This is a genomic window from Mesorhizobium sp. M0408 (assembly GCF_040321495.1).
Classification (GTDB): Bacteria; Pseudomonadota; Alphaproteobacteria; order Rhizobiales; family Rhizobiaceae; genus Mesorhizobium.
This window is the reverse complement of sequence record NZ_JAMYRO010000002.1, coordinates 123071-147593: the sequence shown is the minus strand read 5'-3', so window position 1 is coordinate 147593 and position 24523 is coordinate 123071. Positions and strand designations below refer to the sequence as shown.

Sequence of the window (24523 nt, the reverse complement as noted above, 5' to 3'; positions counted from 1 at the left end):
CATTGATTTGGGGAATGTCAGGCGGAAGACGACTGCAGGGCGTCGAATATCCACCCGCCGCAGTTCAGGCGTCCGTTTCCATCATCGGTGCCGTAGGCTCGCAATCGGCGAATCCCGTCGGCCCCGATGCTTAGGCGGCAGTCATGCGGCCGGCCTGCAAGGACTAGAAACGGCTTGGCGTCCGGCTGATCGATTTTTTCCAGCATTTCGAACACGGTGTCGTCGCCGTCCTGTTTGACCTTGCGTGCGTGAATGCGGTTATTGGCGGCAAATAGCCCATGCTTGCTATTCGGGAAGTCGAACAGATGCGTGTCGCTGATCGAGAGCGTGTCGTCCTTGAGCTCGACGATTAACGTCTCTGACGAGGCCGGCGTGATCGGCCGAGCTGGATCTTCACAGCGGCTATGACTAAGTTGGTTCGCCATACGCGTGCGAAAGTTGTTCATCACATCATCTCCTTTGCTTTGGCGGCGAGTTCAGACTCGAAAGGATCGTCGGGGATGATCGCGTGCAGAGGCCCAACGGGGTTGGACTTCATGACGTCGATCAGGTTGCGGCCAAGACGCACACCTTCGACAGCGTCCATCTGCCAATGCACACCGAGATAGAGACGGCTGACGGCATTCTCATGGATTGCCTGGGCAAGCGTCATCTGGCGGACATGGTGGGGACGCACGGACCCGTCCGGGTCGATGGCGCGGCCATCATACTCATCGGATACGAAGGCAAAGACGAGATCTTTGCCGCCGCCCAGAGCTTCAAGCAGCTCGCTTGCGAGCCCGAAGCAGGTTGAACCGAAGGTCGCATGCCCCGATGGATAGGCCGGAAACTGCGGCGTTCGTGACTTCGGACCATCGCCGCCACGCGGGACGGAATTCGTCTGTGGTGCCCCGAGGGGGGCCCAATGCGCATCCGATTCGACCAGCGAAGGTGTGTCGGGTGGCAATTCGAGCCATGCCTTGATGGAGGTATAGTCCGGTTTGCCGGCCTCTCCGGCGGGCATTGAGAGCCTGGCCTGATCGAAGGTCGGCACGGACGCGGTACCCTCCCTGAATCCGGCCTCGTTGGTGCGAAGCAAGGTTGCCGGCCGTGCGATATGATAGGTGAATTTTTCGCGCCACGCGGCAATGCCGGCATCGGCCATTCCCAGGTTGCAGATGGCCAGCAGAACGGCCAACGCCTCCGTCGAGAAGTTCGCCTGCTCCGCTATCGCGTGAAGACATTGATTGTAGAGGCGCGGCGGCAAGCCGATCCCGCGAACCCCGTCATAGGCCCAGAAGGTTCCGATGAGCGTTTCCTCGGCTGTTCGTGTCAACCGGTCGGTCCCTGGAGCAGCGCCTTTGCCGGCGACCAGGTCGCGATCCGCCGGCCAGTTCATTGCTTCGAGAAACGACCCCAGGGGCTCTGTCTGGCCCGGCTGCGGCGGCCGCTCTCCAAGGGCCTCGCTTGGCCCGACAAACTCTATCGCGCCGGCAGGGTAGGTGACGAAGGGCCTAACGTCGAAACCCCATGTCGCACCCAGCACGGCGGCGCCCAGGGGCGAATAGGGGTCAAGGCTGAAGGTTCCTGGTAGGCCGAAGGCGCGGTATTGCCTATCCCGTGTTCCCGAACCGTCGGCGGACCGAGCGTCCGCGAGCATCCGGCCGATGGCAGCGCCATACTCGAGCCCGTTTTCGATCGCCTGCGCCGACTGGCCCTTTTCATACAGATGCAGTCGGTATTCCGTAACGAGCTGCTCAACGAAGGCGTCTTCGAACAACAGCCGGATCGTGACCGACGCCGCTCCGGCGACAGCGGCTTCACGGCTGATCACGGCAGGCGCGGCAGGGAGCATGGGCTGATATGCGGCCAGCCGAGCAAACCGATGATGGTTGTTGTGGAATGAAGCCGGATCGGCCATCAGCAGGGCGTCGTACATGGCGATATGCACGATTGCCAGCGCGCGGGACGCACGCGTCGGCCCGCCCACTTTCGGTTCAAGCTTTGTTCGGCCTTTTCCGGCCTCGTCGATGCCCGTTCCATCGCCGAACGTATAGTCCTGGCGTTGCGCTTCGAGTGAAGCCCTGCTCCAGAACAAGATCGGATCAAATTGATCTAACATTTTTTTAGCCTCCATCTTGGTAGCGCAAGCAAGATTTTGATTTCAGTGCGCCGCCGACGCGGGAAATGACCATGCCCGCGTTCCAAAACCGTCCGAATTTCCGTCGTTGTTGCGTGAAAAATGCGTGAAAAGACCATCACTGAACGCGCGATCGAGTGAGATTGTGTATTCTTTTGCGGTCTATGCTATAGAGATGGCCGGGGTTCGAGGGTAGGCTGGAAATGGCCATGCAACTCATCGCGCGGCTTACGCTGCGGGGCATCTTTCGACTTGAGGATATGCACGGCCGTCAGATTGCCGTGCCGAGCAAGAAGGCACGTGCCTTGCTTGCGATTCTTGCGTTTTCCCGGAACGGGGAGCGTTCCCGAGCCTCGCTGCAGGACATGCTATGGGGGCGATGCGAGAAGACGGAGTCTCAAAACAGCCTTCGACGCGAGCTGTCATCGTTGCGCGCGCTGCTCGCGGGGGACTTGGCCGATCTGCTTCATATCGATCGCGAAACCGTCTGCCTTCGGCTCGACCGGTGTGACGTCGACGCATTGGGCGAGGGTGAAAGCGCTCAGACGAACGGAACGCTTCTTGAAGGCCTCGACATTGCTGGAGAGGAAGGGTTCGAGGAATGGCTGCGCGAGAGGCGAAGCCAGCGGCAAACGGCGGCGCCGAGAGTGACCAGTCCGGGGGCCGACGACACTCGACGCAGTGGCGCGCAGCCCGACAGGCGTCTGGTCGTGAGCATCGGCTTGGATGCTTGGCACAATGGTGCGGTCGGCGCCATGATTTTGCCTGAACTCTTTCGGCAGGCCGTCATCTCCGGCCTTGAGGAAACGGGCTGCTTTCGGGTTTCCGTCCCGGATCCCGCTCGCAACGGGCCGCGAAGTGCTGCCGACGCGCAGGACTTGGATCTGCTGATCAAGACGGAGAGCGCCTACGATACTCTGGCGGTTGCCATTATGTGCGTCGGTTCGACCAACCGGGACGTTATGGTCAGCATGAGTACGGTGGTAAAGCTTGGCGGAAAGACGCTGGCACTGGAGCGGGATCTTCAGGCCTTCGCAACCAACTGTGTTGACCGTCTCCTGCACCGGAACATTCTCTCGCTCGATGCGCTGGACGATTCCCATCTCAGCCGAAAACGGCTTCTGACTGCTACAGCGCAGATGTTCAGCCTTAGCCCGTCCGACGTCAGAGCCAGCCGTGCGACGCTGACCGAAGCAAATGGACTCAGCCGCCAGGGCATCTTTCATGCTTGGCGCGCGTATCAGGCTGTATTTCTTTACGACCGTTCGCATGCCTACGACTATCGCCTTACGATCGAAGAGTGCAAGGACGACATGCGCGTGGCTATGGACCTTGATCCATTTAATGGCGCAGCCCTGTCTCTATGCGCCCACGTACACGCGTTCCTCCTTCAAGATTTCACTACTGCCGGAGAATATTTGGAAAAAGCAAGGCAGACGGGTACACAAAATGTCATGTACTACGACGCATTCTCTATGCTAAACTTCTATACTGGACGTTATTCAGAGGCTAGGGCAGCGGCTAAGAAGGCAGAGATACTTGGAAAGAACTTGACGTTTCGATATTGCTTCGCGACGTCACTGTGCATGATTGAGGCGATGTCGGGTGATTTCGAAGCGGCCGCCCGCGAGGGGCGTCGCGCTCTCGCGCTTGAACCGGGGGGGCGCGAGATTTCGTATCCCCCGACACTCCGCTATTATGGGGCTGCGTTGGCGCATCTCGGCGTCAAGGACGAGGCCCGCGAACTGTTCGGCCAGCTTCGGACGAAGGACCCTGATATCGCCAGCCAGAAAATCAGAAACAATTTCGGGCCATTTCCCAACCCGAGAAGCGTTGAATTGATAGGTTCGGCTCTGGCTAGCGTCGGTCTTTAGGCGGCATTTCATCGACGACGTATCGAGATCGAACTCGGTCGTTCGGATTGATTGGGCCTCGGCCGTTAGAGCGGTGCAGCCTCCTGCCGATATGTCCGGAACGGACCCTTGAGCGACCCGAGACACACCCTGTCGCCAGCGTTGTCGACATAGTAGTGTCGTTGCCGCCATAGCCGACCATCGTATCGGCGCCGCCACGGCCGGCGGCTTCGCCAGCCTGTTCGACGCCACGCCCGCGCAATGTTTCAAGGTTCCATCTGACGTGGCCTACCAGGCGGCCGCACTTGCCGAGCCGCTAGCGGTGAGCCTGCACGCCGCCACGCGGGCGGGCGACATCAGGGGCCGCAATGTCATCCTGTTCGGTGCCGGCCCCATCGGTCTCTTGACCATGCTCGCGGCCAGGCTTGCCGGCTGCGCTGAACTGACCGTCGCCGACATCGCCGCCGCGCCGCTCGCCTTCGCCCGCAGTTTGGGCGCCGACAGGACGATCGACCTTTCCGGCGGCGACGCCGAACTCCAGGCGCTCGCGGCCGGCGGTTCGCTTGATGTGGCGTTCGAGATTTCAGGCACTGCCGCAGGCCTTGCCGCGGCGATCGCCAGTGTCCGGCGCGGCGGCACGGTGGTCCAGGTCGGCAATCTTCCCGGTGGCCAGATCCCGCTGCCTGCCAATGCAGTGATGGCCAAGGAGATCGACCTCAAAGGCACCTTCCGCTTCGGTACGGAGTTCGGTCGCGCAGTCGATTTCATCGTGTCGGGAGAGGTGGACGTCCTGAAACTGGTGACCGCCGAGCGCACGCTTTCTTGCGCCCCCGATGCCTTCCGACTTGCCGTCGACCGTTCACAGAGTGTCAAGGTCGTGCTGACCGCGGACTGAATCATGGTTTTGCCAGATCGTTAGCAGCCATAACTCATTGCGAACGGACGAAACTCAGAACGTGCTCGACGTATATGCTCCCACCCAGGTCTCCGGTTAAACTCGGGAGCAATACCGGCAGCTTGCTGTCAAAATTGTTGGCAGCAAATCCGCTCGCGATTAAAGCCCCTTCGTCGCGAGATTTTGCTTAGTTCGGCCATTCCTCGTCCTGCCAACCGCGCGCTGCGTGGATCACCCGCAAAATTGAAATGCTTTCCCGGCCGCCCTTGGCGGTCACGGCATAAGCGATGATGTAGGGCAGGCGACTCACAGGCTTTTCATAGGTGCCGGATAGACGGCCGGGTCGCCCGGTTGCCATTTCCCCAAGCGCGGCCCCTGCGTCCAGAATCCGGTCTGCGACCAGGCGCGCAGCGCGCGGATTATCCTGCGAGATATAGGCGATCTGTTCCTTGATGTCGTCCAGCGCACCGCGAGACCACTGAACGGCTCGCGTCACACCTTGCGGCCCATGCCGGCATCAATCGCGGCATAAATTTCTGCCATGGCCTTATCATGAGACACGATGCGCCCAGCTTCGACATCAGCAAGGCCGCGCTTGATACCTTCAATGATTTCAAGCTCGCGATCGACATACGCTGCGACGGCTTCACCTGCGAGGAACGACTTGCTACGCCGGGTGTCGGTTGCGATCCGGTCGAGCTTTTCCTTTACATCGGGACTGACGCGAATTGTCATAGTGGTGCTAGCGGCCATAGCGGTGTCCTGTGTTGATCTGTGTACACCTTAGCACAGAGCGCCGCGCTGGTCCATTATCCCTTGACCGCCGAGCCGACGATCGAATCCACGAAGAAGCGCTGCAGGAAGGCGAAGAGCATCAATGGCGGCAGCACGGCGAGCGTGGCGCCGGCCATGACCAGTCCTGTATTGAGGGCGCCTCTGTTGTAGCTGAGCAGGCGGCTGAGGCTAATGACGATCGGATAATCCTCTGCATTGCCCTGCAAAACTGTCAGCGGCCACAGATAGCTGTTCCAATGATAGACGAAGGCAAACAGCGCCAGTGCCGCGATCGCGGGCGCCAGACTGAATCGAGGATGCGCAAAGTCCCTATTTTGCGAGGCAATCGGCGCTTCACTGTGCGGGTACAAATAGAATGTGCGACCGTGCTGGCTTCCCAGCATCAGGATAGAGCATACGCCTGTAACCTTCATAGCCCGATGCCGCGCTTCTTTCCCAGGTTCCAATCCACGCCCCCCGTATCCGAGCACACGACCCCGATGACTTGATTACCCAATCGCTTTTCGAGCGACGGCGACCAGGGCACGAGCTTGAATTCGAGCCCATTGTCGATCATCGCGAGCCGGCCTGAAGCCAGCGAGAAACGCCGCCGGTAAATCCCAGCCACATGATCGCCGTTGGCAGCCTTCGTGAATGAGAGGCCCGTCTCGGCGGCGAGGCGGGCACCGAGCGATTCCACCTCATGATCGTGTAGAGTATCGATCAGATTGCGCACAAGAATGACGCGCTGTCCCTCGCGCCTGGCCAGATCGCGGCTGACAAGGTGGTCGACCCGATCTTGCAGTGCCTGTCTTACGTCCCTGCCAAAGCCGCCGTCACCGAATTCGGCAGGCTCGCGTGCAACGAGTTGGCGATCGAGCCAAGTCGCGCCGGAAGCATGGACCTGCTGTTCGATTGAGAGGTCGGAGCGGACCGCGAGCGTGACCCGGCCACCGCCATTTGCACTCGCATCGCGGCACAACTCCACGACCGAGCCCGGGTCGGAGTCTCCGGCCGCATCAGGGTCATGGAAGCGAATGTGGTGCGTGCGTCCATCAATGCCATCGACGATGGCATAGGCCGCGCCGCGCCGTTCGTCATCAAGGCCGCGTTCGAGCAGTCGGCCGATCACGGGCGCATCAATCTTTTCGGCGGCCAGCACATAGTCGGCCGTCCCTTTTTCTAGCCCATGCACAGTGAGGCTGCGGTGCATGCGCTTGATGGTGTCGCCGCGTTCACCGAGGGCGCGCAAAGTGGCCTCGGCCTCTTCGACCACCATCCACTGGCCGGGACCGATCTCGTTCGCGAGGCCCAGGCTTTCCAGTTGCCGCAGCCGGCCGACTTTGAGCCCCAGGAACTCGTCGGGCCGGCGATCAGGGTGTGGCGCGAGATCAATGATACCATGACGGTCGGCGTCACGAACAAGCTGGCGATCGAGCTGCGTCCAGCGCTCAGTGTCGACCTGGTGCTCGATGGCCTGGCGGATGTCGAGGTCCGTGCGGAGCCCAAGCGTCTGGGTGAGAATGTCGCTCGCCCGATCGCGCATGCCCTGGCGGATGTAGTCGCGCGAGATGACAAGGCTCTCGCCATCGTCGGCAACGCCGCGAACGAGGATGTGAACGTGCGGATGTTCGGTGTTCCAGTGATCGACGGCTATCCAGTCGAGCCTCGTGCCGAGGTCGCGCTCCATGTCGACCATCAGGTCACAAGCGAAGTTCTTGAGGTCGCCGAGCTCCATTGCATCCTCCGGCGAAACGATGAAACGGAAGTGATGCCGATCATCCTTGCAGCGGTCGCAGAAGGCGTCATGATCTGCATCTTTGGTGTCGGGACCGAACATCCTCGCCTTCTCACCATCACGTGTAACACCTTCGCGGCGAAGATATTTGAGATGGGTGGCGAGTGGCGCAGACCCTCTGAACTGCCGTACCACACGGGTCTTGACGACGGCGCCGCGTGAGCTGTCAGAGATGAGGCGACTGGCGCGGATGCTCGCTGACCTGCCGCGGCCAAACGTTGAAGCTCGCGGGGAGGTGATCCGACCCTCGCGTGTAAGGTGCCCGCCGGCGCGCTGTGTGGCCGCAAGAGCCTGGAAGATGAAGGGTCGTGCGCGCTGGCCGGCGCGGGAGCGGATGCGACCGGGGCGGACGCGAAAGCTATCGTCACGCTTCATGCTAGACGGCCACGAGGTGCGGTTTCCATTGAAAGACTGAAAAATTGGGAATAGCGCACATCGCTGATTGTGCCAGCACATTGCGAAATGAGACGAAAATCGTAAGGAAAACAATCGGCCGAACCGAGCCGCACCTCGCGGCCCTTTATCCTGCCAATCTCTCTGTTCTCATCCACAGCCAACCCTTCCGCCGCAATTTCCGCGACGGAACAGGCCGGAATGCAATTGAGGAGGAACGTGGCGATCATCGCGATATGGCTAAAGAGGGCTGAGCGAATAGGCCGGAAACAGCGTGGTTCGATTGGAAATCGGTTTCACCCGGCCGTGGCTCGATCGCGGTCAGGTCCGCAACAGGATTGCCCATTGGCGACCGCATTGCGGACGAATGAATCGCCGCAAAGATCGTCTCGCCATAACCATTGCCATCCGATGCAGTGGCGTTCCGAATGTCATGGGGATGCGCAAAGATCGTTGCACGGAGCGAGCTGGCTCTGCCCCTTCCCTGCCGCGCGCGCCGCGGACTGAGAACTGCACCATCGAGCAGCGGCGCGAGTTTCCTGACGTAGTCGACCGTCTCGCGTGGCAGCGGACGGCCGGTTATGAGATGTTCCGTGTACCGACCAGGACCGGCATTGTAAGCGGCAAGAAAGCCGCTGCGCCCGAAGCTGTCGAGCATTTCGCGAAGATATGCTGCACCTGCAAGAATGTTGTCACGCGGTTGATAGGGATCGTCACCGAGACGGTATTTGATGCGCAGTTCTTCCCACGTCACCGGCATGACTGCATCAAGCCCATTGCGCCCTTGCTTGAAAGCGCACGAACATCGCCGACGCTCTCAACATGCATGACGCCGCGCAGCAACCGCTCTGGAATGGCGAAGCGTTTTGACGCTTCCCGGATATGCCGCGACCACGGGCCAGCCGACAAGATCGTCGACTCGGAGTGCGCCGGCCGTTCACCATGAGAGGAAGCCGCTGCACCAGTTTCGGGCGCCACGAAGCCGAGCATGACACATGCGGCAAACGTCGTCATGCCTCTGTGGGCTGCATCCCGCAGACCGCAGAACCGATGCGCTGCCAGCCTGCGACGGTGTTCGCTTCCGTTAAGGGCAGGGGCTCGCCGATCGAACCGGCTTTGCCAAAACTGTGATGAAATCGGCGTCCGCAGCCACAAGCAAGTGTCCGGCCCCCTCTGGGCTGCCTCGCGGGCGGTCGGATCGAAGGGTTTGACCGGCGCGCAATGGATCAAAAGGGTTGGCGAGAAAGATTCGTCGAAGGGCTCCAGAAGCATCTGTTCAGCCTCGCCCGTCGCGCTTCGATGATCGGTTCCAGTGCAGGCTCCAGACGCTGTTCTCTGCATCGGACCGAAACAGCTTGGCGCGGATCGGCTGCGTAAAGGACGGGTCGTCAATTGAGACGGAGAGGTAATCCCCAGCCTTGTCTCCGGCGCGGTCCCAAGCGGCACCGACCGCCATCCCTTCGCAATAGATCAGATGGTCGGGCGCGTTTTCGGTTTTGGATTTCTCGGCAGGCAGGATGGCAATCTTCGCCTCGATTGTTAGCGTGGAGAGATTGCCGAAGAAGCCGTCATCATTGCGCGTGAAGGTTCCGATCTGGGTCATTGCAGTGCTCCTTTCTGAGTGTTAGTGCGCGTCGAGCCGAGCCGTCACGGCTCGCTAGCGAGGGGATCGTTGGTGATATCCAGCACCGGAGTGGTGCGCTCCGTGGTCCAGACGGGAACCGCACGGCCAACGATCGATGAGAGCGGGAGCGGGCCGAAATAGCGGCTGTCAAAACTGTCGGCTGCACCCGGGTTCATAAGGAAGACGTCGGCCTCGGCAATGTCGCGGCAGCCCTGCCAGATGGGCAGGGGTCGACCGCGACTGTCACGCTCGCGCGCATGTCCATACGTCTTGCCGTTGACGATGATCGTTGTGCCTTGGCGACAGACGGTTGCGCCCCCGAGTGCCAAAATACGCTTCAGGAGCGGCACATTTTTCGGCAGATACCCGCGTCTTGCCATGAAGGCCGCCAATGGCTCGGGCTGCATGATGACGGCGATATTGGCAATACCGATTTTGTCGGCCGGCTGGACGCGATAGAGCCCGACGGGGATGCTCGCCGATGCGTTCCAGATGGATATCGGCGGATGGCTAATCCATGCCGGCGCCGCGGCGAGCACTGCGCCGCCAACCATGGTGGCGATGATCTTTGTGCGCTTGCTCATGACTTGATCCCGGGGCGCAGCAGGCAAGCTTTAAGACGCTTGCCCGTGTATGGACTCGGCTGCTCGCGTGCGGCTATCCGGCTGTGGACGTGCCGCCGTTGACGCGGCGACCTGAAGGTCAGGGTTTGCTGCTGTTTCGCCGCTACCAGGCGGCGCGGTTGCAATCTCCTGGCTTGCGCGTGGATGTTTTGCGACACAGCCCAGACCAGGATGGCAGCGTTCCAAATCGTTGCCATGCCGTGCACACTTGCCGCCTCTACGCAGGTCGATTCTTCGCGCGCATGAGAGTGGATCGGTGTCAGGCGGCGGGATTTCACCAATAAGACGAGCTGCCACGCCACGACGTCCCGCGTGCTGCGTGGAGGGAAGTCGGATGAGGGGACATGAGGCAGCGCAAATTGCTGCTGAACGGTCTCGCGATACTGCATTTTCGGTGCGCCACAGATCAGGAGCTGCGGTCGCGCCTGCCGACATAGGCGGGCGCGCGGGCTGCATGGGGTTTTGCCGGCGGAACATAGGTCGCGTTGGCATCGCTGGTGGAAGTGCGTGCGCCCAACTCTATCCAGGCGTGCAGGTCGTTGATGTCGTAGAGAACGCGCCCGCCGACCTTTCGGTATTTTGGGCCGGTGCCGTAGGTCCGGTGCTTTTCGAGTGTGCGGGCGCAGAGCCCGACGATGGGTGCTGCCTCCTTCGTGCGCAAATACTTTTGGGGCGCGTCCGCGGGACCCTTCGACATCGCTCGATCTCCATTCGGTTCTGCTGTCGTCCTGGCCTGCCGGGACGCGCGAAGTGGACCATGATCGAAATGAGGAAAGGCGAGGGAGGGCAAAGATTGGGGGGCGCGTTTTTGCTACCCCGAAGAAGGACTTCGGCGGCCGGACTTTTCGCTGCGGTTGTGGGGGTAGAAGAGAAGATCGCGATAGCCGCCGGCGACTAAAAAAGCTGCACGGCGTAAGATAGCTCGGACCTTGTGGCGGAGATGATGATCACGCCAATCTCGCGGCACAATCGGCTCCTGCGAAAACAGCACCTCCGCGAGCTGACGATAGGTTGCACCCGTGCGGTGACCATCATGTGCGCGTAAATTGAGGATATGCCTGATCTTGGTCTGTTGCGGCAGCGCGCCGTAAGATGGACTGGCTGCCCGGCCGTTCAGTGCGCGCCAGAACCGGCGCGCTGCATCGAGCCGCGTCTCGAATGCAGCGTCGAGCGGCAGAAGGATAGCGTTGAATTCACCGGCGCGGTCGTCAGCGACGAGATAACTTTTCCCAATTAAGGTAGACCAAATAATGTGAAGGCCTTCGTCCTGCGGCCAAACGCTGGCTCCGCCAAGGCTGGAAGGTCGAACTGTCTGATGGGATGCAGATACCCGCATGACCCTGAGCACGCGCGGCGAGGCCTGTTCTGTCCAGATGATATTGTCAACTTTCGGAAGTCCGGCACCGGCAGTTTTGAAATCGCGCGCCCCAACGGGCGGCGAGATCGGGCTGACCGGCAGGTTCTCCAGAACCAGCGAATTGCGATGCAAGCTGGCTGCACTCTGCCACGAATTCGTCATTCCGGATCAGATACTCGGCAGCGAACTCCGTAGCCTGGTAGCTGCACATGTGTGAATACGCCGCCGGATCGGTCCAATCGCCTTGCACTGTTCCTGTCCTCTCCGCGTACCCGGATGTGAGGCGTCGGCGTCAACATTCCAGGGGGATAAGGAAGTTGGATAGTTTGAGAGTCGGCAAACCATTATGCCGATTCAGCAAAATGGAGCGCCGGCCGCGTCAGTGCGGAGCGCCGCCAGCGAGAAGATATCGGTAGCCGCTGGTCGTCATCCATCGCGCGCGGGCAAGATGGGTCTCCCAGGACCGGAACGCTCGTTCCGGCTCCTGCTCCGGGTCTATATGCAAGACGATCCTGGCCACCTCTCGCCAATCGGCATCTTCCGCTGCCGCGTCAAGCAGGCGAATGTAGGTGAGCAGACGCTCCTCGTCATAGCCGGTCAGGACCGGGGCATCCGGCGCAATGTCGGCGACATCAGGATCGAGCAGCGGTTTAAGCATGGTATTTGACCGTTCATATTTCGATCGCGATCTCGAAGGAGCCGTCCTTTAGATCGAGCACCAATCATAGCGAATAGGAACGATCATTCCTAGAACGATAGTTCCCTTTCTGGTCCCTAATCCGTCATGAATCTCAAGGAGATCATGGCGGCCAACATGCGTCGTCTGCGCCATGACCAGAACGTGACGCAGGAGGAACTGGCCGCCCGCTCTGGACTGAGCATGCGTTACGTCGGATCGATCGAGCGCGCTCGGGTCTCGGCCAGCATCAGTGTTCTTGGGAGGATCGCAACTGCGCTGAATGTGGACCCATGCGAGTTGATCAGAAAATCGGCACCGTGAGTTGACGCGGGAAGCACCGCGAATTTTCGATTATCGGCGAGGCAACATGCAGGAATGAAGTCTCCAGCCGGGAACACGACAGGTAGTCGCCCCAAAGTCCGACGGAGCTCGTTGCGCAGCGACTGCGCTCATCTTGTCGTGAAAAGGAGGACGGCCCCGCCCTGTTCGTCCGGGCGGAGCCTTGGTCGGGGCCTTACTCCGCGTTGCGGCGGCCGTTGGGGCGCGACCAGATGAGGCTGTAGCCTTCGCCTTCCTCATCGTTGAAGAGGTTGGCGTAGATCGGAGCAGTGAAGCTCGGATCGTCCAGCTTCACGCCGAGATAGTCGCGGCCGTCATTGGAGCGCTTGGACCATGCGGCGCCGATCTCGACCCGCCCGACGAAGACACGGTGGCTGGGGGCGCTGTCGCCAGAGCGGTTGGTCTCGGGCACGACGCGGACGTTCTTGGTCTGGAGCGAGAGAGTGACGATTTCGCCGGTGAACTCGTTGTTGCCGGTCCTCTTGAAGGTTCCGATTATCGCCATGAGTTTTCTCCTTGAACTCTGTTTCGAGCCCGCACCATTGCGGCCTCGATGGCGATCGGCGGGCCGGAGGCGATCGACGCCGCATCGCTTGCGACCGCAGCGCCAGCGGAGGATGGCAGCCAAGCGACTTTGTTGTTTGGCGAGGAATGACGGCGCAGCCGGCAGGGGAAGAAAGTCGATCGGCGCCATTGCGGCTTAGGCGATCGAGGCGCAGCCGACCTTCGGCCAGATCAGCCCATTAAAGAGGCCGTTTGGAGCGGCCCACCAGATAGAGACATCAACGGAGAACCTGGCGATACCGTCGCTGGCGAAATCCCGGCTACGACGATCACCGGCGTCGATGCTCCTCTGTACAGGCATCGCGAAGTCGCAAGCTGTTGTCAGCAACGCGCATAAGAAACGCACGTGATGGTTCAAGTCACGGCTGACGTGCACCACCGGATATGCGCTATCTTTGGAACGAGACGGCACGCCGTGGTGGATTCGAACTGTGCGTCGCGCGATGCCGAGTCAGCGACGACGCTAACAATGCGACGGCCGAAAAAAGCATCCTGCCCACGCCGGTTGTTCGGTGAGTTCGCCCAGATCCAGGCCCTGTTCGGTTAAACAGGCGTCGTTATTCGCAGCTGTGATGCCAGCTGCGACGCAGCTGAAACGTTGACGGCAAGCGTGACGGCGTCGCGCGCCTTTGCTAGGGCGCGGACTTGAGTATCGCAAAAAGACGGGCGGCGCTGGGAGCCTGAGATCCGGCATCCCGGGCCAAGCACTCCAGCGAGCTGCAAATACAGTACGCGCTGCCCGATCGCGGCCGTATCGTACAATCGAAAAAAGGGTAGGGGCGGGCAGCGCTTACGCGCCGCCTCCCTTGGGGCGGAAGTCGAGGACTGGGATGCCGAGCTTCTTTGCCTTGTCTGCAAGATTGTCCTGAATTCCGGTCCCGGGAAAGACGATGACGCCTATCGGCAGTACCTCCAGCATTGCGTCATTGCGCTTGAACGGGGCGGCTTTGGCATGCTTTGTCCAATCAGGGGCAAAGCCGATTTGGGGTACCTTGCGACGGTCTGCCCAACAGGAGGCGATCTTTTCGCCACCCTTCGGCGATTTCCCATGCATCAAGACCATGTCGGGATGCCTGGCGTGGACCTGGTCGAGCTTGGCCCAGATCAGCTGGTGGTCATTGAAGTCGAGCCCAGCGGTGAAGGCGATTTTCGGGCCAGGTGGCAGAAGGACTTCCTGCGAGGCGCGTTTCTTGGCGCTGAGAAAGTCGCGGCTGTCGATCAGCGCAGAGGTCATGTTGCGGTGGTTGACCATCGATCCGCTGCGCGGTCGCCAACTCGATCCGGTGTGGCGCTCGTAGTGCTCCGCGGCCTGATCACGCATCAGTTCGAAGGCGCTTTGGCGTTCGATCAGCGTCTGCCCTTCGGCCGTCAGGCGTTCCAGCTCGACGGATTTCACTTCGCTGCCGTCCTGCTCACGCTGGCTGCGGCGTTGCGCCTGCTCGTTGTGATCGAGTTCGCGCTCGATCCGATCTGCGGCGCGGTGAAAGATGTTGACGGTCGACCACAGAAGATCGTCGAGATCGGGCTCGAGGCGAGTGTCTTGCAGTGCCACGATGAGGGCGTCGAAGATGTCGGCGATCGCGCCGGCGACGCAGTGGCCCTCTGGAAGCGGTCGAGGATCAGGCTCATCCGCGAAGGGTCGGTAGCCATAGAGCTGGAGTTCGGTGAGGACGAGGTCGATGGGTGAAGACGAGTGCTGTGGTTCGTAGTCGTCATGCTCGCTCATTGGATGCTCCGCCGGTTGGACCGCGACCCTCGCGGCCTTCATGGCGACGGAAGCCGGCGGACGGGACGGACCTGCACCCGCAGCGAAGCGAAGGGCCGGAGTGTCAGCGGAGGAGGGTGAAGGCCGGCTATTTTGCTTCGCGATGGAAAGCGCTCCCTTGGGGAGCGCGCCGGAAAATAGTCGGCCGGAGACATTGCGGGTCCGGGTCGTTTGCTGGCCGATCGCCCTCTCGAAGGCCCGCAGGCGCGGTTCTCTCCGACTTCAGGAGCATCCAAGCGATGCAAGCGACAGCGGACAGGCTGTTCGTTCCGAGTTATTCCGCCACTGCCATGAAACGGGCGATGTCCTGGGGGGCGAGCTGAACACGGACTGCTGCTCGAACGGCATCCACGCCTAGCGTACAGAGATCTTCGTTGAGGTCACCAAGTGCCGGCGAGAGCACGACCGCCTCGATCCCGGCAGCATTCGCTCTTTCGATCAAGGTGTCACGCGCGCCGTTACCGGCTGGATCGGCGTCGCGCACGATGTAGAGCCGTCTCAGCGTGAGGGGGAACAGCATGGCAGCAAGATGGGCGGCCGAAAGTGCCGCTGCCATAGCCATATCGGGCAGGATGCATCGAAGCGACAAGACGGTCTCGATGCCTTCGCCGCCCGCCATGACGTCGCCCGGCAGGCCAAAGCGAACCGCGTGACCGAGAAGATCGCCCATCGCGCGCCTCGGCGTACCGACCGATGCCTTGCCTCTGCCGGAAGGATCAAGCCAGGTGCGATGTGCGCCAGTCAAATGGCCGTCGAGATCGGTGACGGATGCGATCATCGCCGGCCAGGTCTCAGTCGGCGCGTGTTCGTCGGGCCGGTAGTAGCAGCGCGGGTGAAAACGCAGGCTTTCGGTCCCGTGCAAAGCGGTAATACTGCGGTTGCGCAGATACGCCTCTACGACCGTACCCGCAATCGGCTGCGACATCGTAAACAGCCGACGCGCTGCTTCAGATGATCCGGATGGCGTGTCTACCGATTTCGGCCGGGGAGAAATCTGCTCTGGTTCGGGATGCGGCAAGCCGAGAAACGTCATTGCTTCATTCGCAACGTCCTTGAAGTTGCTGAAGCCGCGGCTTTCGCGGATGACGTCTAGAAGGTCCCCATGCTCGCCAGTCGCCGCATCGGCCCACTTGCCGGCGGCTCCTTTTCCGTTCGCTGACCCGACGAGACGCACGAACATTGAGCGGCCCGGCGTGTTTTGCACATCGCCGACAAGCCAGTAGCGGCCCTCGCGATGCCCGTTTGAAAGATAGTAGCGACAAACCGCCTCAGCCTGCTGGCCGAGGCGGTGCGCCAGTTCTGACGCATCGTGGCGGGCCATCACGCATCCTCCCGCGTGTCGATGCGCTGGACTGGATAGCCCTTCAGCAACTTGCCCAGAATTGCGGGTCCAGATGCGTCGGCGGGCACGAACATGCGCAGCTTCCAGGAGATGATCTCTCGGAAGAGGCCGTAAGCCGAAAGACGGTCACGCATTGTGTCGTTGAAGCCCGTCAGCTCGATTCGGCTGACGCCCATGAGGCGGCTGCGCCGAAGCTGCAGACCATCGGCGAGGTCGAGGATCGTTCGACCGCCCAGTAGCGCAACGAAAGCATCACTGGCTGTGATCGAAGGCGAGCTTGTTGCCAGTGCGCCTGCGATCCATGCTGGCGGGACCTGACGACCGATGATGCGCTCGCCATCGTCAGTCTGGAGCCGGTACACACGTGAGAATTCCCTGGGCAGACGCTTCCAGATCGGCAGCAGCATGCCGGCAACGACATGGATAGTGCTGTCCGTGAATTCGGGCACATCAGCCGTCTCGACACTCCAGGCGTCAGCGAATGCAGCCTGCTCAGCCTCAACCCAGTGGCTCTCCGCCATCATCTTCAATGAGGCCTGATGGTGCTCCATCGGCCGGATCAGCCGGACGCGCCATTCGATCTCGCCATTGTCGAGCATCAGCGCGGGCGCTGGCACCTGTACGGCGGCGCGGCCGGATCGGTTGTTGACCAGGAGCTTCGCGCGGGGATCGTGAAGCTGGGCGAGGGCATCGGCAAGTGAAACGGGTCGATTGCGCTTGCGCTGGGCGATGGTCAGCAGTCGCGTTTCCGCACCGGTGGCGGCATGGACATGGATGACGCGTCGCTCGGTGACGACGAAGCTCTCCGCACGCAGTGTTTCCAAGCCGATGTCGTAGGCACCGGAGGCGATGGCGCCCTCGATTTTCGCATTTAGCAATTGTTCGAAGGCTGTAAACAGGACGGTTTGAAGTGCGATGGTAAGCGCCAGCAGCCGATTGAGGAAGGTCGTGATCGGTGGCAGCTCGTCCTTGATGCCGGTGGAATCCGTCAGTGTGAGGCCGGTCGCTTCCTCGAACATCTGGAGTGAGCAGCCATCCACCTTGCCGCGAACCAGCAGCAGGTAAAGCTGCCGCAGCGCGTCGCGGGCATAGTGCGACTCCAGATTGTCCTCAGGGCGAAATAGGCCCTGGCCGCCGGTCTGGCGCTGGCCGCGCGTAATGGCGCCCAATGTGTCGAGGCGCCGGGCTATCGTCGAGAGAAAGCGCTTCTCAGCCTTCACATCGGTCGCAACCGGCCGGAACAGCGGCGGCTGCGCCTGGTTCGTGCGGTTGGTGCGCCCCAAGCCCTGGATGGCGGCATCGGCTCTCCAGCCCGGCTCGAGCAGATAGTGAACTCGAAGGCGGCGGTTCTTCGCAGTGAGATCAGCGTGATAGCTGCGGCCAGTGCCACCGGCGTCGGAAAACACCAATATGCGCTTACAGTCATCCATGAATGCCTGTGCCTCGGCGAGATTGGCCGATCCGGCGCGGTTTTCGACGACAAGGCGATCGATGCCTCGAGTGCTGGTCTTGCGCACGATTCGGCGCGACCGGCCTGTCACTTCCGCTACGAGGTCGGTGCCGAAGCGCTGTACGATCTGATCGAGTGCCCCCGGCACGGGGGCCAGTGAAGCGAGTTGCTCGATGAGGCGATCGCGGCGGGCGACCGCTTCGCGGCTCTCAACGGGCTGGCCGTCGCGATAGACCGGACGTGACGACAAATTGCCTTCGCTGTCGGTGAACGGCTCGTAGAGTTGCACCGGGAACGAATGCTGCAGATACGAGAGGACATGTTCGCGCGGCGTGATATCGACGCGAACGTCGTTCCATTCCTCGGTTGGAATTTCCGCGAGGCGCCGTTCCATCAGTGCCTCGCCGGTCGAGACGATCTGGATGACGGCGGCATGGCCCTGATGGAGATCGCGCTCGATCGAGCGTATCAGGGTCGGCGTCTTCATGCCGGTGAGCAAATGCCCGAAGAAGCGCTGTTTCGTGCTCTCGAATGCCGAACGTGCAGCCGACTTTGCCCGACGGTTCAGTGTCCCGGTCTCGCCTGTGACGTTGGCGGCCCGCATCGCGGCGTCGAGATTGTTATGAATGACGCTGAACGCTCCGGCATAGGCGTCGTAGATGCGGGTCTGCTCGGGGGTAAGCTGGTGCTCGACCAGCTCGTATTCGACACCATCGTACGAGAGCGATCGGGCCGTATAGAGACCGAGTGCGCGAAGGTCTCGGGCGAGCACTTCCATGGCGGCAACGCCGCCGGCCTCGATCGTCTCGACGAATTCGGCCCTGGTCGCGAAGGGCAAATCCTCACCACCCCATAGGCCCAAACGCTGCGCGTAGGCGAGGTTGTGGACGGTGGTTGCGCCCGTCGCCGAGACGTAGACGACGCGGGCGTTCGGCAGGGCGTTTTGGAGGCGGAGCCCGGCGCGTCCCTGCTGTGAGGCGGCGGCGTCGCCGCGTTCTCCCTTGCCGCCTGCGGCGTTCTGCATGGCATGGCTCTCGTCGAAAATGATCACTCCGTCGAAGTCGGTGCCCAACCATTCGACGATCTGCCGCACGCGCGAGACCTTCTCACCGCGTTCGTCGGAGCGCAGCGTGGCGTAGGTGGTGAATAGGACCCCTTGATCGAGGCGGATGGCCTTGCCCTGCGGGAACCGCGACAGCGGCGTGACCAGCAGGCGCTCCATGCCGAGAGCAGACCAGTCGCGCTGGGCGTCTTCGATCAGCTTGTCGGATTTGGAGATCCACACCGCCTTGCGGCGGCCCTGCATCCAACTATCCAGCATGATGCCGGCCGACTGGCGGCCCTTGCCGGCGCCCGTCCCGTCGCCGAGCATGAAGCCCCGGCGGAATCGCACGGCGTGCGCGGCATCGTCGCGCGCGGCAGAGACAAGATCGAAGGTGTCGTCCACCGTCCAGGAACCGGCGAGGAACTCCGAATGGGCCTCGCCGGCATAGATGACTGTTTCTAGCTGCGCGTCGGACAAGAGGCCGTCGCTGACAACCTTGGCAGGAAGAATCGGCCGGTAGCTCGGCTTCGGCGGAGCAACGGATGCCATCGCCGCCGATTGAACCAGCTTGGTCGGATGCGGATGGGCGCCCGGAATGCGGATCGCCTGCAACCCGTACTCCTCATAGATGCCATCGGTGATGTGCCTGCTTTCGGCAGGCCTCCAGTCCAAAGTCTCGTAGGCAAGCTCGGCGCCTTCCGGGTCGGCGAGGCTGCGCACCGGAGAGGAAGCGGCGGATCTGGCGAGATCACCGCGCACCGTGTGCGCTGTGGGCCCCAGTGCCTTGACGGCGGGCGCAAAAGCCGAAGCGCTGACCGGCAGCCGTGCGGGAACGTGCTCGCCAATCCTGGCGATCAGTGTGGCGACATCGGGCGCCGTGCCGGCTGATGCTGGAAAGGTGCCTGGATTGTCGGCCGGCAGTTTGTCGATGACGGTCAGCCGCGTCTCGACGGTGGTGCCATGCCTGGCGTAGACGGCGCCGTCGATCGCGGCGGTGAACACCACGCGACCGCGCTCCTGGAGCCTGACGAAGGACTCGCGCCAGATGGGCAGCTCTGGGGAAAAATTTGCGCCAGTGATTGCGACAAGCCGCCCGCCCTCGGCGAGCCGGGCCAGCGCAGAGGCGACGTGACGATAGGCAGCGTCGGACACGCGACCCGAGACATTGGCCAGAACCGAGAACGGCGGGTTCATTAGCACGACGCTTGGTGCAATGCCGGGATCGAGATAATCATCGATCTGCGCTGCGTTGAAGCGAGTGACGGGGATAGCCGGAAAGAGCAATGAGAGAAGCCCGGCGCGGGCCTCGGCCAGTTCGTTGAGCAGCAACGTGCTGCCGCTGATCTCGGCCAAAATAGCAAGTAACCCGGTGCCGGCGGAGGGCTCAAGCACGCGGTCGGCAGGGGTGATTGCCGCGGCAGTCACGGCCGCCAGACCGAGCGGAATGGGGGTGCTGAACTGCTGAAGCGCTTCGGTCTCTTCGGAGCGGCGCGTGTGAGTTGGGAACAGGCCGGCAATCTTGCCCAGCATCGGAAGTGCGGCGGCCGCAGAACCGGCTTTGCGGAAAAGCGACTTTCCGTATTTGCGCAGGAACAGCACCGTCGCGACTTCGCAAGCGTCATAGGCTGATTTCCAGTCCCATGCGCCGGACGCATCGGAGGCACCGAAGGCAGCTTCCATGGCCGAGCGAAGGTTCGAGGCGTCGACACGCTGACCGCGTTCGAGATGGGGCAGAAGAAACTGCGCCGCGCGGTGGATGGCGGCAGCTGGTTCGACAGCCGGGGATGAGACAAGCGGAAGCGGCACTGCCGGTGCGGCAGTCTTCGAAGAAACATCAAGCATGGAGAAAAACCTCGAGGAGAGCGGAACGGGAATGAACCGGGCGGCCCTCTCTCTCGACCAATCCGGCTCAAATCCGCCCTGGCCGGCCTCTCCCCTCTGGACTGCGGTCCTGCCGATAACGATCCTTCTTCGATCCAGGCGCTGCGCCGCTACCCGCCGTCAGTCCAACGACGACAGCGGCAACGCGGTTGGCAGCCCGGGGGCGATATCTTGGCACGCAGTGGGACGGCGGGGCAGCAGCCGCCGAGCGAGAAGGACGCGGCAGAAGCGGCCAATTGGCTTTGCCCGTGTGTGAGAAAGTGAGCGTCCGGCAGGGGTAGGAAAGGGCGCGGGGCGGCCGCAGCCGCGCCGCGCGCGGCGCTCGATTAAGCGGCCATGTGCGGTTCGCTGTCTTCAATCTGCGCATCGTCGTCTGAGAGGAATTCGGGCAGCTCTTCCCCATAGCCGTCGGCGCCGGCGCCGCTATCAGCGCCAGCACTGCCGTCGAGGTCGACCAGGCGCAGTGGCTCGGGCAGCCAGCCACTATCGGTCAGCAAGCGCTCGGCTTCCTTCGCCATATCTCCCTTTTTCAGGTGCTCGATCAGCTGCGCGGCCTGTTCGCCCTTCGCCTCTCGCACCGCCTCGAGAATGCGAGACTTGGTGATGCAGCCGAGATAGTTTTCGACTGTCGGTGTCCAGCCGGCGTCAACCATATCGAGACCGACCGCGCGTGCCAGTCGATCAGCTTGCGCGATCCGCTGCCGAACGCCGTGTGCCGAGACAGCGCCGCCATAGCGGTCGCCTTTCTCGTGGAGCGCGTTCACGCCGTAGCTGACGCAATGGGCGAGCAACGCCGCGCGGCTGGTCTCATCAAGTGAGGCGATCCAGTCCCAAAGTGCATCGTCCTCGGTCGGCAGGTCCGATTTCCAGGCCTCATGGCGTTCGGCCACCGATTTCGCCGAGGGGCTGTCCTTTAGGTCACCTGCCTGCAGAGGGAAGAAGACGTGACGGATCGAGGCCTCCAGGCACCCGTTCGTGGTGCGGTGCTGGAACGTGTCAGTGACCAGCTTGTGCAAGAGCGCTGTCATGGCGACGTGAGGGTTGCCGGCAACCGCATCGCGCAACGCCAGTGTCCGGTGTGCGGTCAACTCTGTCATCAGTCGGTCCGGCAGGGGCTTGACCGCATCGTCCTCGTCTTCCTCGCACTCGACTGCCTGGCCGCCAATGGTGACAACGGCACGGTGCACCGACGAGTCGGCAGCCCCGGACCCGCCGTCCCTTTTCGATTCATTCGCGCCGTCAAATGACATCGGCGGCACGTCCTCAGGCCGGAGAAAGCCGCGGTCGACCGAGAGCGAGCCGTCAGTGTCGATGCTGACGAACGCGCCGGCGATGGCGATGTCGGCCGGATCGAACTGCTTTGGGCGCTTGTCGAAATTGGCGAGCGCGGTCTCGATTTCACCGAGTCGCTGATCGACGTCTTCGGGCAGCTCGTCAGCACCCTCATATTCGGTTTCAAGCTTGGCATGCTCGGCGTTGAGGGCATCGATGGAAGCCTGCTCCTCGGCAGAGAGATCGAGCGGGTCACTCTGCAGCTGATACAGCCCACGCGTTGCGTCGTAGGGGAAGCTGACAGCGACCTCGACCCACTTCCAGCCCTCGGCTGCAACTTCCTGGGCAGCCGCCTTGAGCTTCTCTATCACTAGGCGGTCCAGCAGCGCTGCATCCTGCAGCCAGCCCCCGTCATCGGACTGGAACAGGTCGTGCATGACGATACCACCCGCGGCCTCATAGGCGTCGGTCCCCACGAAGACGGCGCGCTTGTCGGAGGCGTGCACCGTCGTTTCGGTTAGCATGCGCCGGATTTGATAGGGCTCTTTCGACCAGGCATCCCTGATTGCCTCCCAGATCTGCTCCTGGCGAGCGCGGTCTTCAGAGACCGTGAAAGCCATGAGTTGCTCCAGCGTCATCCCGTCATCGGCATACACATCGAGCAGCACTGGGGAGACAGAAGCCAGCCTAAGCCGTTGCTTAACAACGTTGACCGGCACGAAAAAGGCTGCGGCAATCTCCTCCTCGCTCATGCCTTTTTGGCGCATGTCCTGGAAGGCGCGAAACTGATCGAGCGGGTGCAGCGGCGCTCGCTCAATGTTCTCGGCGAGCGACACCTCCTCGGCCACGATCGCGCTGTGACGGGCGCGCACGACACAGGGCACGAGGGCGGTCTTGGCGAGGCGCTTTTGCTTCACCAGCAGCTCAAGCGCGCGGAAGCGCCGGCCTCCGGCAGGTACCTCAAACATGCCAGTCTCGTTACCGTCGCTGTCGACGACGGGCAAGACGCTGAGGCTCTGGATCAAGCCGCGGCGGGCAATCGAGGCCGCAAGATCCTCGATCGAGATGCCGACCTTGACGCGCCGGACATTGGACTGGGAGAGCACTAGCTTGTTGAACGGAATGTCGCGCGAGGACGACAGGGTGATCTTCTGAACGGCAGTAGCCATCGGGATGTACTCCGCGACGGGCGGCCGAGAGCCTCTCTCTCGACCTCCAAACCCGTCATGAGAATTCCGTCACTCCTCGCCCTCTGATGTGCTCTGCAGCCACGCGACACTTGTCGCGGAGCAGCCGGTCGGTCCTGGCGCTCTGCAACGACTTCGCCGCAGCGGGGTCCGGCATCCAGGCAGACTTCGGTCATGAACGCATCCGCAGGAAGACGCCGAACTGGAAGCGGGCGGCCATTACGCTGCCTCCCGCCGATCGTCGTCAGCGGCGACTTTGTCGGGCAAGAACCCCAAGAGATAATCCGCAGCCCTGCTTGCCAGAGAGGCGGCGCGAACGATCGCACGGTTATCCTCGCGCAGCACCTCCAGCCACGAGCCGATATAGTCGGCGTGACGCACGGTCGGCGTGATGCCCAGCGAGGCGCCGCAGAAAGCCGCACTTATCTCGGCAACCAGCTCTTCGAAGGCATACTTCTTGGTGCCGAAGGAACCAGACAAATCCCGGTTGAGGCGTGAGGCATGACCGGTGGCGTGCCCGAGTTCATGCAGGGCGGTCCGGTGCCAATTGATCGGCTCGAAGTAGGCTTGGGGTGGCGGGACCCGCACATAATCGTGGGCCGGAGCGTAGAAGGCGCGGCTGCCACCAACCCGGAAATCGATCCCCGTCTGCTTGATCAGCCTCTCGACCTTGGGCTCGATCAGGCCGAGTAGGGGCGGGGGCGTGGCCATTGCAACACCGTCGGGCAGCCCGTCGCACTGCGCGGCGTTGAACACCGTGAAGCGTTTGAGGAATGGGATCGAACGGGCTTGCTCGCCGGTTTCGCGGGCGCGTTTTTTCTCGTCGTCGGGCACGAACCGATCGGCGTAGACGACCGTCGTTCCATGCTCACCCTTGCGGACGCTGCCGCCAAGCGCGAGCGCCTGGCGGAAGGTCAGCCAGCTCTGTCCTGAAAAACCCTGCTCGATCACCGAACCCCAGAGGATCAGGATATTGATTCCAGAGTATCGCCGGTCGGTGGCGGCGTTCTTCGGCATGGCGAGCGGCGCCTTCGCAGCCGCCATTCCCCATGGCTGAACCCAGGGCAGCCGACCGGCCTCCAGCTCGCCGATGATCTTGTTGGTGATATCGTCATATACGCTGGCCCGGGTCGGGGCAGCCTGGTGCTGATGCTTGGTCATTGCGAGTCTCCGCGCCGGGCGCCGGGAGCCTCTCTCCCAGTCTTCAACCCGTCAGTGCGCCAAGCGCGGCCCTCTAACTCTATGGACTCGAACGAAGATTGCGGTTGCTGACCAACTCCGAGGTGAAAGACACCGTTCGAAACCGCAGCGTGAGGCGATCAGCCGAACCCACTAAAGCGGCGCGCGGGAGTTCCGGCCCAAGGGAGCCGGCCAGTGAGTAAGCCGCGCAGCCGAAGCCCAGTCGGGAGCGGTTTCACCGGCCACGGAAGTGGGGAGCCAGCCGAAAGGCTCGTGGAGTGCGCGTCAGCGCAACCGTTCCGATTAGCAGGTCAAAGGAGCATCTTTGCCGCAGGCGCTCCAGTCGGCGCTTTTCGCAGCCGTATATTCAGAGAAAAGATCGTG

Annotated in this window: 22 protein-coding genes and 2 pseudogenes; 3 read left to right on the top strand and 21 right to left on the bottom strand. The window is 62.0% G+C overall.

The window, feature by feature from the left end; genetic code table 11:
* Positions 1-17: 17 nt before the first annotated feature.
* Positions 18-446, bottom strand: a complete 429-nt coding sequence (locus tag NKI67_RS02880; RefSeq protein ID WP_023680785.1) for a hypothetical protein — start codon at positions 444-446, stop codon at positions 18-20.
* Positions 446-2101, bottom strand: a complete 1656-nt coding sequence (locus NKI67_RS02875; protein ID WP_023680784.1) for a vanadium-dependent haloperoxidase — start codon at positions 2099-2101, stop codon at positions 446-448. The genes NKI67_RS02880 and NKI67_RS02875 overlap by 1 nt, the downstream gene beginning before the upstream one ends.
* A gap of 227 nt (positions 2102-2328) precedes the next feature.
* Between NKI67_RS02875 and NKI67_RS02870 the strand changes: the two genes are divergently transcribed.
* Both NKI67_RS02870 and NKI67_RS02865 read left to right on the top strand, forming a co-directional pair.
* Positions 2329-3993: an AfsR/SARP family transcriptional regulator gene (locus NKI67_RS02870; protein WP_352644431.1), complete on the top strand. Its 1665-nt coding sequence runs from the start codon at positions 2329-2331 to the stop codon at positions 3991-3993.
* A 202-nt stretch (positions 3994-4195) separates the two neighbouring features.
* Positions 4196-4867: pseudogene (locus tag NKI67_RS02865) on the top strand (zinc-binding dehydrogenase); the annotation flags it as partial.
* Positions 4868-5054: 187 nt separating this feature from the next.
* Here the strand turns inward: NKI67_RS02865 and NKI67_RS02860 are convergent.
* From NKI67_RS02860 to NKI67_RS02800, 13 genes and pseudogenes are all read right to left on the bottom strand, one after another.
* Complete coding sequence (locus NKI67_RS02860; protein WP_023674278.1) at positions 5055-5363, bottom strand: type II toxin-antitoxin system RelE/ParE family toxin; 309 nt, start codon at positions 5361-5363, stop codon at positions 5055-5057.
* Complete coding sequence (locus tag NKI67_RS02855) at positions 5360-5620, bottom strand: CopG family ribbon-helix-helix protein (protein WP_031211112.1); 261 nt, start codon at positions 5618-5620, stop codon at positions 5360-5362. Before NKI67_RS02855 ends, NKI67_RS02860 begins: the two co-directional genes overlap by 4 nt.
* 56 nt (positions 5621-5676) lie before the next feature.
* The gene (locus NKI67_RS02850) at positions 5677-6075 is read right to left on the bottom strand and encodes an ABC transporter permease family protein (RefSeq protein WP_245274603.1); all 399 of its coding nucleotides are present in this window, start codon (positions 6073-6075) and stop codon (positions 5677-5679) included.
* Positions 6072-7814, bottom strand: a complete 1743-nt coding sequence (locus tag NKI67_RS02845; RefSeq protein WP_031211113.1) for a relaxase/mobilization nuclease domain-containing protein — start codon at positions 7812-7814, stop codon at positions 6072-6074. Before NKI67_RS02845 ends, NKI67_RS02850 begins: the two co-directional genes overlap by 4 nt.
* Positions 7811-8062 carry a hypothetical protein gene (locus tag NKI67_RS02840; RefSeq protein WP_156937256.1) on the bottom strand — a complete coding sequence of 84 codons (252 nt, stop codon included), beginning with the start codon at positions 8060-8062 and terminating at the stop codon, positions 7811-7813. Before NKI67_RS02840 ends, NKI67_RS02845 begins: the two co-directional genes overlap by 4 nt.
* Positions 8059-8660: pseudogene (locus tag NKI67_RS02835) on the bottom strand (lytic transglycosylase domain-containing protein). Before NKI67_RS02835 ends, NKI67_RS02840 begins: the two are co-directional and overlap by 4 nt.
* 448 nt (positions 8661-9108) lie before the next feature.
* The gene (locus tag NKI67_RS02830) at positions 9109-9435 is read right to left on the bottom strand and encodes a DUF736 domain-containing protein (protein ID WP_023674284.1); all 327 of its coding nucleotides are present in this window, start codon (positions 9433-9435) and stop codon (positions 9109-9111) included.
* A gap of 44 nt (positions 9436-9479) precedes the next feature.
* Positions 9480-10040, bottom strand: coding sequence for a S26 family signal peptidase (locus tag NKI67_RS02825; RefSeq protein WP_023674285.1), 561 nt, complete (start codon positions 10038-10040; stop codon positions 9480-9482).
* Positions 10037-10468, bottom strand: coding sequence for a replication initiator protein A (locus NKI67_RS02820; protein WP_023674286.1), 432 nt, complete (start codon positions 10466-10468; stop codon positions 10037-10039). The genes NKI67_RS02825 and NKI67_RS02820 overlap by 4 nt, the downstream gene beginning before the upstream one ends.
* Before the next feature lie 17 nt (positions 10469-10485).
* Positions 10486-10776, bottom strand: a complete 291-nt coding sequence (locus NKI67_RS02815) for a helix-turn-helix transcriptional regulator (protein ID WP_023674287.1) — start codon at positions 10774-10776, stop codon at positions 10486-10488.
* Positions 10777-10890: 114 nt separating this feature from the next.
* A complete protein-coding gene (locus NKI67_RS02810; protein WP_352571244.1) occupies positions 10891-11415 on the bottom strand; it encodes a DUF2285 domain-containing protein in 525 nt (174 codons plus the stop codon).
* Positions 11416-11461: 46 nt separating this feature from the next.
* Complete coding sequence (locus tag NKI67_RS02805) at positions 11462-11647, bottom strand: transcriptional regulator domain-containing protein (RefSeq protein WP_352455880.1); 186 nt, start codon at positions 11645-11647, stop codon at positions 11462-11464.
* Between the two features lie 168 nt (positions 11648-11815).
* Positions 11816-12094 (bottom strand): DNA -binding domain-containing protein, encoded by a 279-nt coding sequence (locus tag NKI67_RS02800; RefSeq protein WP_023674289.1) that lies wholly within the window; start codon positions 12092-12094, stop codon positions 11816-11818.
* A gap of 126 nt (positions 12095-12220) precedes the next feature.
* On the opposite strand from NKI67_RS02800, the gene NKI67_RS02795 reads away from it, so the two are divergent.
* The gene (locus NKI67_RS02795; protein ID WP_023674290.1) at positions 12221-12436 is read left to right on the top strand and encodes a helix-turn-helix domain-containing protein; all 216 of its coding nucleotides are present in this window, start codon (positions 12221-12223) and stop codon (positions 12434-12436) included.
* A gap of 193 nt (positions 12437-12629) precedes the next feature.
* Here NKI67_RS02795 and NKI67_RS02790 read toward each other — a convergent pair whose 3' ends face one another.
* The 6 genes from NKI67_RS02790 to NKI67_RS02765 all read right to left on the bottom strand — a co-directional run bounded on the left by NKI67_RS02790 (position 12630) and on the right by NKI67_RS02765 (position 24121).
* Positions 12630-12959, bottom strand: coding sequence for a DUF736 domain-containing protein (locus NKI67_RS02790; RefSeq protein WP_023674291.1), 330 nt, complete (start codon positions 12957-12959; stop codon positions 12630-12632).
* A gap of 849 nt (positions 12960-13808) precedes the next feature.
* Complete coding sequence (locus tag NKI67_RS02785; protein WP_031211117.1) at positions 13809-14744, bottom strand: DUF2493 domain-containing protein; 936 nt, start codon at positions 14742-14744, stop codon at positions 13809-13811.
* Positions 14745-15057: 313 nt separating this feature from the next.
* Complete coding sequence (locus NKI67_RS02780; RefSeq protein WP_023674295.1) at positions 15058-16104, bottom strand: DUF7146 domain-containing protein; 1047 nt, start codon at positions 16102-16104, stop codon at positions 15058-15060.
* Positions 16104-20462: a strawberry notch family protein gene (locus NKI67_RS02775; protein WP_023674296.1), complete on the bottom strand. Its 4359-nt coding sequence runs from the start codon at positions 20460-20462 to the stop codon at positions 16104-16106. The genes NKI67_RS02780 and NKI67_RS02775 overlap by 1 nt, the downstream gene beginning before the upstream one ends.
* A 365-nt stretch (positions 20463-20827) precedes the next feature.
* A complete protein-coding gene (locus NKI67_RS02770; protein WP_352644426.1) occupies positions 20828-22942 on the bottom strand; it encodes a ParB/RepB/Spo0J family partition protein in 2115 nt (704 codons plus the stop codon).
* 237 nt (positions 22943-23179) lie between these two features.
* Positions 23180-24121 carry an ArdC family protein gene (locus tag NKI67_RS02765; protein ID WP_023674298.1) on the bottom strand — a complete coding sequence of 314 codons (942 nt, stop codon included), beginning with the start codon at positions 24119-24121 and terminating at the stop codon, positions 23180-23182.
* Between the last annotated feature and the right edge of the window lie 402 nt (positions 24122-24523).

Coding starts and splice junctions, on each gene's coding strand:
- NKI67_RS02845 (WP_031211113.1), bottom strand. CDS start 7,814: ATGAAGCGTGACGATAGCTTTCGCGTCCGCCCCGGTCGCATCCGCTCC.
- NKI67_RS02805 (WP_352455880.1), bottom strand. CDS start 11,647: ATGTGCAGCTACCAGGCTACGGAGTTCGCTGCCGAGTATCTGATCCGG.
- NKI67_RS02780 (WP_023674295.1), bottom strand. CDS start 16,104: ATGGCCCGCCACGATGCGTCAGAACTGGCGCACCGCCTCGGCCAGCAG.
- NKI67_RS02765 (WP_023674298.1), bottom strand. CDS start 24,121: ATGACCAAGCATCAGCACCAGGCTGCCCCGACCCGGGCCAGCGTATAT.
- NKI67_RS02800 (WP_023674289.1), bottom strand. CDS start 12,094: ATGCTTAAACCGCTGCTCGATCCTGATGTCGCCGACATTGCGCCGGAT.
- NKI67_RS02855 (WP_031211112.1), bottom strand. CDS start 5,620: ATGGCCGCTAGCACCACTATGACAATTCGCGTCAGTCCCGATGTAAAG.
- NKI67_RS02770 (WP_352644426.1), bottom strand. CDS start 22,942: ATGGCTACTGCCGTTCAGAAGATCACCCTGTCGTCCTCGCGCGACATT.
- NKI67_RS02810 (WP_352571244.1), bottom strand. CDS start 11,415: ATGCGGGTATCTGCATCCCATCAGACAGTTCGACCTTCCAGCCTTGGC.
- NKI67_RS02840 (WP_156937256.1), bottom strand. CDS start 8,062: ATGATCGCCACGTTCCTCCTCAATTGCATTCCGGCCTGTTCCGTCGCG.
- NKI67_RS02850 (WP_245274603.1), bottom strand. CDS start 6,075: ATGAAGGTTACAGGCGTATGCTCTATCCTGATGCTGGGAAGCCAGCAC.
- NKI67_RS02830 (WP_023674284.1), bottom strand. CDS start 9,435: ATGACCCAGATCGGAACCTTCACGCGCAATGATGACGGCTTCTTCGGC.
- NKI67_RS02795 (WP_023674290.1), top strand. CDS start 12,221: ATGAATCTCAAGGAGATCATGGCGGCCAACATGCGTCGTCTGCGCCAT.
- NKI67_RS02825 (WP_023674285.1), bottom strand. CDS start 10,040: ATGAGCAAGCGCACAAAGATCATCGCCACCATGGTTGGCGGCGCAGTG.
- NKI67_RS02815 (WP_023674287.1), bottom strand. CDS start 10,776: ATGTCGAAGGGTCCCGCGGACGCGCCCCAAAAGTATTTGCGCACGAAG.
- NKI67_RS02870 (WP_352644431.1), top strand. CDS start 2,329: ATGCAACTCATCGCGCGGCTTACGCTGCGGGGCATCTTTCGACTTGAG.
- NKI67_RS02820 (WP_023674286.1), bottom strand. CDS start 10,468: ATGCAGTATCGCGAGACCGTTCAGCAGCAATTTGCGCTGCCTCATGTC.
- NKI67_RS02880 (WP_023680785.1), bottom strand. CDS start 446: ATGAACAACTTTCGCACGCGTATGGCGAACCAACTTAGTCATAGCCGC.
- NKI67_RS02785 (WP_031211117.1), bottom strand. CDS start 14,744: ATGAGCGAGCATGACGACTACGAACCACAGCACTCGTCTTCACCCATC.
- NKI67_RS02775 (WP_023674296.1), bottom strand. CDS start 20,462: ATGCTTGATGTTTCTTCGAAGACTGCCGCACCGGCAGTGCCGCTTCCG.
- NKI67_RS02875 (WP_023680784.1), bottom strand. CDS start 2,101: ATGTTAGATCAATTTGATCCGATCTTGTTCTGGAGCAGGGCTTCACTC.
- NKI67_RS02790 (WP_023674291.1), bottom strand. CDS start 12,959: ATGGCGATAATCGGAACCTTCAAGAGGACCGGCAACAACGAGTTCACC.